The following is a 6,728-nucleotide window of genomic DNA, read 5'->3' as shown; positions in this document are numbered from 1 at the left end:
TGATAGCACCCTTCAAATTTGATTATTTTATTTCGCCTAGTATAACCTCTTGCTAGTCTAATTGCCGACATTACAGCTTCGGTTCCTGAGCTTACAAATCTTATTTTCTTAATGTATGAATTGTTGTTTAGGATCAGTTTGGCCAATTCATTCTCTTGAACGGTTGGTGTCCCAAAGCCCATTCCGCTTTTCATCGTTTCTAAAACAGCCTTTTTAACAGAACTGTTATTATGACCCAAAATTAATGGCCCCCATGAATTACAAAAATCAATAAACTCGTTACCATCGGCATCCCAAATCTTAGATCCGTTTCCTTTGGTCATAAAGAGTGGCGCTCCTTCAACTGCATTAAATGCTCTTACCGGTGAATTTACTCCACCTGGAAAGTAGATTAAAGACTCTTTATATAACTTATTTGATTCTGCTCTTTTCATTATTAATTATTTAAGAATGGATTTACATTTCGTTCTACCCCTATGGTTGTTGACGGGCCATGACCTGGATAAACGAGGGTGTCGTCATGCAGGGGCATTAATTGCTCTTTGATACTTTTTATTAATGTTTCGTAATTACCGCCTGGTAAATCGGTTCTTCCTATGCTATTTTGGAATAATACGTCTCCAACGATTGCAATGTTCTCTTCTTCATTATAAAATGTAAGATGCCCAGGTGAATGCCCAGGTGTAAAGAGAATGTTTAATGTTGAATTGCCGAATTTGATCACATCATTTTCGTTTAAATAGGAGGATGGTTTTGGTGATTCTGTTACATGAATTTGATATTTCGCACCAACCATGGTCACTGCTTCAAGCATAAATAGCTCATCCTTATGAATTTCCAAAGGTAGGCTGTAAGTGTCGGCAATAAATTTATTTCCTAGAACATGATCAATATGACAATGCGTATTAATTAATCTTACGGGCTTTAATTTTTTTTCTGAGATGTATCCATAGATCTGATTTTCTTCACTTTCATTATTGCAACCTGGATCGAAGATTATGCATTCATTGGATTCATCAAAAAGGATATATGTATTTTCCTGAAATTCGTTAAATACAAACGACTTTATTTCAATCATAGCGTATGTTCTTATGAATTCAAATGTAATATAATTGTTGAAATTTAGTTAAATTTAATATAGCGCTTAAAAAAGAGATTAGCTCTAGATTCTTATGTTCAGATTTAATGAATTGAACATTTCAAAAAGTAATTTATTAAGAGGAAATATGGCAAGTAGAATAGTCATGTTTATTTCTCTAATGGCTTTACTATGCCCCTTATTTACCTATTCTCAAGTCGATCCCACGCGTTCAGAATTTGGCAAGAATAGAATACAGTATGAGCAGCGTTATTGGTTCTATTACAATTTCGAAAAGTATGATGTCTATTTCTATCAAGGTGGAGAGAAGCTAGCTGAGCTCACTGCCAAGTACGCTGAGGCTGCAATAGAAGAGGCAGAGGCGCGTCTTAATTATGATTTTGATGAGAAAATAGAACTGCTGGTTTATAATAAATTGTCTGATTTTCAGCAAAGTAACATTGGGTTATCTGTAGATAATGAAGTTGGCTTGGCTGGAAAGGCCAGAATTCATGGGTCAAAAGGATCTTTATATTTTGAAGGAGATTATGAACTCTTCTTTAATCAAATACGATCTGTGATTACAGAAATGTTAGTGAATAAGATAATGTACGGAGGTACCATTAGAGAGAGAGTGAGAAGTGAAGTATTTATCACACTTCCCGAATGGTATTCTCAAGGCTTGGTATCATATCTGGTTTCACCCAACGACATAGAGTTGAATAATAAAATTAGAGATTCCTTTATTGAAGGCTCTTTTGATAGGTATAATGCCGTTTCTAGCTATGCTCAAGTTCAATTAGGTCATGCTCTTTGGGGATACATATCAAAGGTATACGGAGAAAGGGTTGTTTCTAATATACTGTACATGACTCACTTGAGTCGAAACATTGAAAGTGGTTTTCTTTTTGTTCTTGGAGTTAGTCTGAAAACATTGTATCAGGAGTTTTTAGTATATAATAATGCTATTTACTCTAAGATTGAGGTAGAAGGGGACAGCGAGTTTGGGCTCGGATTAATAGGAAACCCCAAGAAGGATTGTAACTATTATCAAGCTAGAATTAGTCCGGATGGTACTAAGTTAATTTATGCGAGTAATATTTTGGGCCAGTATAAAGTGTGGATTAAGAATTTGGATGACGATGGTAAAGCACAGAAAATATTAAAAGTAGATCATAAGCTGGATAGAATTGTAGATTATTCGTATCCCATTCTTGCTTGGCATCCTACAGGGTCTAGATTTAGTATGATAACAGAGCGAAAAGGAAAGATTTGGTTAACTCATTATAAGATAAAGGAAGGAGAATTTCGAAAACGTGAAGTGTTTAAGTTCGAAAAGGTATTAACCATGGATTACTCAGACGATGGAAGGCGTTTAGTCTTTTCTGCAGTAAAAAATGGACAAACAGACATCTTTGTGTATACGGTTTCATCCACGGCGATAAAGCAAATTACGAATGATATTTATGATGATTCTTCTCCGAAATTTATGGATGGAACTACCAAGATTATCTTTAGTTCTAATCGGCCAAGCGACACATTGAAAAATGATTTTATTCAGAAACACGATCCATTGTTAACTAATAACGATTTGTTTATTTATGATAATGTTACTAATAGTAATATTCTAAGACGTGTAACAGATACAGAAGATTGGGATGAAACTGCACCTGAGATATATGGGAAAGGACATCTTGCTTTTTTAAGTAATAAGAGAGGAGTTCAAGAGAAATATATTATGAAGTTGGATAGTGAGATAACTCACGTGGATACAACAGTTCATTATAAATATTTCTCTAAAATATATCGAATATCGGAGTATAATAGAAGTATAAAGGAACATCACTATTCCTCTGCAAATAAAAAATATGTACAGTTGTTATTTAGCAAAGGGAAGTACAGAATATTTTCTGGAGAGATCCAGTTAGCGGAGGAAGCTATAATAGAGGAGGTGTTTACAGAAAAGAAAGGGGTTTCAAGTGTTGCATCGGATACCAAGATTGAATATGATGTGGAAAGAATATTGGATGAGAAAAAAGATCAGATAAATATCGAAGATTATCAATTTGACTTTGAAGGCCTGATCGGCGAAGAAAGTGCCGAAATGTTTATCACCATTAATATGGACAGTGTTCTAGGTGATACGATAGAGCAAAAGTTTGAATTACCAGATAAGCACACATACAAACCAGCTTTTGTAAATGACTATTTTAATATAAGAGCTTTAAATAATAACATAGTTGCATTCTCATTTAGAGGAGGGGTGTCTCAGCCCTTGCAAAATGCTTTTTTACAAGTTGGAGTAAGCGACCTAATGGAAGATTATAGAATTACCGGAGGAATTAATTCGGAATTAAAGTTATTTGGTAAAAGCGATAACGAATCATTTTTGGTTTACCAAGATGTAAGTCAGCGATTGGATAGAATAATATCATTTTATAGGCAGAGCATTAAGCCACGCGATTTTCCGAATTCCACACCGAACTCTAGATTAAATAAGATTGAGTATTCTTGGAAATGGCCATTTAGTGAAGTGCTTAGTGTGCGTTTCGGAGCCACCGCTATTCATGTTAACGATATAATTAGACCAGAAGACTTGATAACCTTGGCGGTGCCAAATATTAAATCTTATTATGGTGGGGTTAACTCTGAGATCGTTTTCGACAACACAATCAAAAAGGGACTCAACTTATATTCTGGAACAAGAACGAAGATGGGAATCGAATTTTTAAATGAACTCAATGGCCTTCATCAAAGTATGTTTAAGGTCTCTCTTGATTATCGACATTACCAGAAAATACATAGGGAGTTTATCCTCGCTACTCGTGTACATGCAAAAACTTCAATCGGAAGTATAAAGGAAAATTACAGGTTGGGTGCTGTTGATAACTGGATTAGCCAAAATCAAATAGAAGATCAAATTTTTAATGGATTTGATAATACCCAAAACTATAAGTTCCAATCTTATGCAACCTCTATGAGAGGATTTCGGAGAGATATTAGAAATGGAAACTCCTACGTAATTATTTCTAATGAGTTGAGATTACCAATAAATAAATACTTGTCGGCTACCCCTATGAGGTCAGAATTTATTACGAATTTTCAAATAATTGGGTTTATGGATATCGGAACGGCATGGATTGGTCCATCGCCTTTTAATGAGGTAAATCAAACATATTCTAGAGCGATTAATCTGGGAGAGGTAAATGTGTACATAAAAGATTTTAGTGACCCAATTGTATATGGATATGGGTTTGGAGTAAGAAGTACTATATCAAATTATTTTGTACGTGCAGATTGGGGGAGAGGTATAGAAGATGGTGTGCGGAGAGATAGGGGGGTGTTTTATTTTTCTGTAGGTTTGGACTTTTAACGCATATTATGCCCATTGTAGATTTAATAAAACTCGTATTAATTGGTATCAGTGCTGGCCTTCTTAGTGGCTTGGTTGGTGTTGGAGGAGGTATTGTAGTGGTGCCTGCATTAATTTATTTTATGGGCATGGATCAGCATGCGGCGCAAGGTACGAGCTTGTCGATATTACTTCTTCCAGTTGGTGTTTTAGCTGTGATGAATTATTATAAAGAAGGTAATCTTAATATGGCATATGCTGGAGTAATTGCAGCGGCTTTTGTTTTTGGCGGATATTTTGGTTCAAGATTTTCACTTTCTCTAAGCGATGATGTTTTATCCAAACTGTTTGGAGGTTTTATGCTTCTAGTAGGAATTAAGATGATATTTTTTAAGTAGATATGAGCAATATTTTAGATAGAATTAAGGCTCTTGCAGGAGAATTGTCCAAAGAGATAATAGACATTAGAAGGCATATACATATGAATCCTGAATTGTCTTTTGAGGAGTTTAAAACGACAGAATTCATTTGTAATATAATGGATGGCATGACTGGTTTCGAAAAAATGGAAGGGCTAGAAACAGGAGCTGTATACACGTTCAAGGGTAATGATCCTGATTTTTATTGTCTAGCGCTTCGTGCTGACATAGATGCTTTGCCAATCTTGGAGATGAACAATGTTGAATACAAATCGAAAAATGAAGGCGTAATGCATGCATGTGGACATGATGTGCATGCGGCTTCTTTGATTGGTGCGGCAAAAATTATTAGCAATTTCCAATCTGAGTTTAACGGTACAATCAAATTTATTTTCCAGCCTGGAGAAGAAAAACTTCCAGGCGGGGCATCCTTATTAATTGAGAAGGGCGTTTTAGAAAACCCTAAAGTGGATAGAATTATTGGTCAACATGTCGCTCCATTATTAAATGTTGGTCAGATTGGCTATAGAAAAGGAATATATATGGCTTCGGCAGATGAGGTTTATATTACGGCTAAAGGGAAAGGTGGTCATGCTGCCATGCAAGATTTTATAATAGATCCTTTAAAGATTGCCGCTAGATTATTGTTGGAATTACCAGTCTTAGTTGGGGAGCGTAATCGTAACAATGCACCTACGGTTTTGGCTTTCGGAAAGATAATAGGTGAAGGAGCCACAAATGTAATTCCGGGAGAGGTTAAATTAGAAGGAACTCTCAGGACATTGAACGAAGAATGGAGATCGGAAATTCATGAACTAATAAAAGTTGAAGCTAGTCGGATAGCGGAATCGATGGGAGGAAGTGTTGATGTAAATATAATGATAGGCTATCCATACCTGAATAACGATAATGACTCTATGGGTAAGTTTAGCGAGGCAGCTATCGAATATATGGGAGTAGAACATGTAGAGGAAATTCCCATTACGATGACAGCAGAGGACTTTGCGTATTATTCACATAAAGTGCCAGCTTGTTTTTATCGATTAGGAATAAAAAACAAATCAAAGGGAATTACTTCTTCCGTTCATAACGACACGTTTAATATTGACGAATCTGCGTTAGAAATAGGAATGGGATTAATGGCGTGGGCAGCGCTTAAGGATCTTATTGCGTAGCGATTTTTTTGATCATAGAAGCCCGGAATCTTTCCGAAATAGCTTTCGGCAAATAAGAAATAATGATTGCATCATATCCATTGGCATGATCTTTTTCTTCTGCATTTAATACGATCAGTTTGTCGCCCATGAAATTGTGATCGTCTAAGTATTCTTTAGACTCTTCAAAATATTCATTTTTGGAACGAAGGATTAAACTTTTTGCAAAGCCAATTTTTTTACCGGTAAAGTCGAAGTCACCTTTCACATCAGATAATTCTTGGTTTAGCCTTTGTGCTTCATCTGTATTTACTTGCGGGAGGTCATCTAAACCCATTTTGGCCAAGTCTTGTGCAATTAGAATTTGACAAGAAAGTAATATAATAGCGAAGGATAATATGATTTTTGTTTTCATATGATATAGTATTAGTTGCCTAGTTCGGACATGAATTTTATACGGACCAATCGAATTTCTTCTTCTGTGAAATCGTCTTCTCCAAGCTCTTCAATCGCATCCTGAACCGAATCTGTTTCTGCTTCATTAAAGTACTCGTAAATTTCATCCACTTTGTCGTTATCGATTTCGTTATCTATGTAATAGTTAATGTCAACCTTCGTTCCAGAAGATACAATTGCCTCTATTTCATCGATAAGTTTATCTACCGAAAGTTGTTTGGAGAAAGCGATGTCTTCTAAAGGTAATTTTCGATCAATATTTTGAATGA

General features: G+C 35.6%; 7 protein-coding genes. 3 read left to right on the top strand and 4 right to left on the bottom strand.

Features of this window, described 5'->3' with window-relative positions:
• A partial coding sequence (locus HRT72_12190) for an aminotransferase class III-fold pyridoxal phosphate-dependent enzyme (protein ID NQY68463.1) occupies positions 1-434 on the bottom strand: 434 nt, incomplete at its 3' end.
• A 2-nt stretch (positions 435-436) separates the two neighbouring features.
• Positions 437-1,078, bottom strand: a complete 642-nt coding sequence (locus HRT72_12185; GenBank protein NQY68462.1) for an MBL fold metallo-hydrolase — start codon at positions 1,076-1,078, stop codon at positions 437-439.
• A 148-nt stretch (positions 1,079-1,226) separates the two neighbouring features.
• Between HRT72_12185 and HRT72_12180 the strand changes: the two genes are divergently transcribed.
• Genes HRT72_12180 through HRT72_12170 form a run of 3 tightly spaced genes read left to right on the top strand, consistent with a single transcriptional unit; the run spans position 1,227 to position 6,024 of the window.
• Positions 1,227-4,451 carry a PD40 domain-containing protein gene (locus HRT72_12180; GenBank protein NQY68461.1) on the top strand — a complete coding sequence of 1,075 codons (3,225 nt, stop codon included), beginning with the start codon at positions 1,227-1,229 and terminating at the stop codon, positions 4,449-4,451.
• A gap of 8 nt (positions 4,452-4,459) precedes the next feature.
• Complete coding sequence (locus HRT72_12175) at positions 4,460-4,828, top strand: sulfite exporter TauE/SafE family protein (protein NQY68460.1); 369 nt, start codon at positions 4,460-4,462, stop codon at positions 4,826-4,828.
• A 2-nt stretch (positions 4,829-4,830) separates the two neighbouring features.
• On the top strand, positions 4,831-6,024 hold the full coding sequence (locus HRT72_12170; protein ID NQY68459.1) for an amidohydrolase: 1,194 nt from the start codon (positions 4,831-4,833) through the stop codon (positions 6,022-6,024).
• Here the strand turns inward: HRT72_12170 and HRT72_12165 are convergent.
• Both HRT72_12165 and HRT72_12160 read right to left on the bottom strand, forming a co-directional pair.
• A complete protein-coding gene (locus HRT72_12165) occupies positions 6,014-6,418 on the bottom strand; it encodes a hypothetical protein (protein NQY68458.1) in 405 nt (134 codons plus the stop codon). The two genes, HRT72_12170 and HRT72_12165, sit on opposite strands and share 11 nt — an antisense overlap.
• Before the next feature lie 11 nt (positions 6,419-6,429).
• Positions 6,430-6,728 (bottom strand): ATP-dependent DNA helicase RecQ (locus HRT72_12160; GenBank protein NQY68457.1); only part of this gene is annotated, 299 nt, incomplete at its 5' end.

The sequence above is a fragment of the Flavobacteriales bacterium genome, from assembly GCA_013214975.1.
GTDB lineage: Bacteria > Bacteroidota > Bacteroidia > DT-38 > DT-38 > DT-38.
The sequence above is the reverse complement of the archived record's forward strand: the minus strand, read 5'-3'. Positions and strand labels throughout refer to the sequence as shown.

Bases quoted from the DNA above. Each gene is read 5' to 3' on its own strand.
- HRT72_12185 (NQY68462.1), bottom strand. From the start codon at position 1,078: ATGATTGAAATAAAGTCGTTTGTATTTAACGAATTTCAGGAAAATACA.
- HRT72_12180 (NQY68461.1), top strand. From the start codon at position 1,227: ATGGCAAGTAGAATAGTCATGTTTATTTCTCTAATGGCTTTACTATGC.
- HRT72_12175 (NQY68460.1), top strand. From the start codon at position 4,460: ATGCCCATTGTAGATTTAATAAAACTCGTATTAATTGGTATCAGTGCT.
- HRT72_12170 (NQY68459.1), top strand. From the start codon at position 4,831: ATGAGCAATATTTTAGATAGAATTAAGGCTCTTGCAGGAGAATTGTCC.
- HRT72_12165 (NQY68458.1), bottom strand. From the start codon at position 6,418: ATGAAAACAAAAATCATATTATCCTTCGCTATTATATTACTTTCTTGT.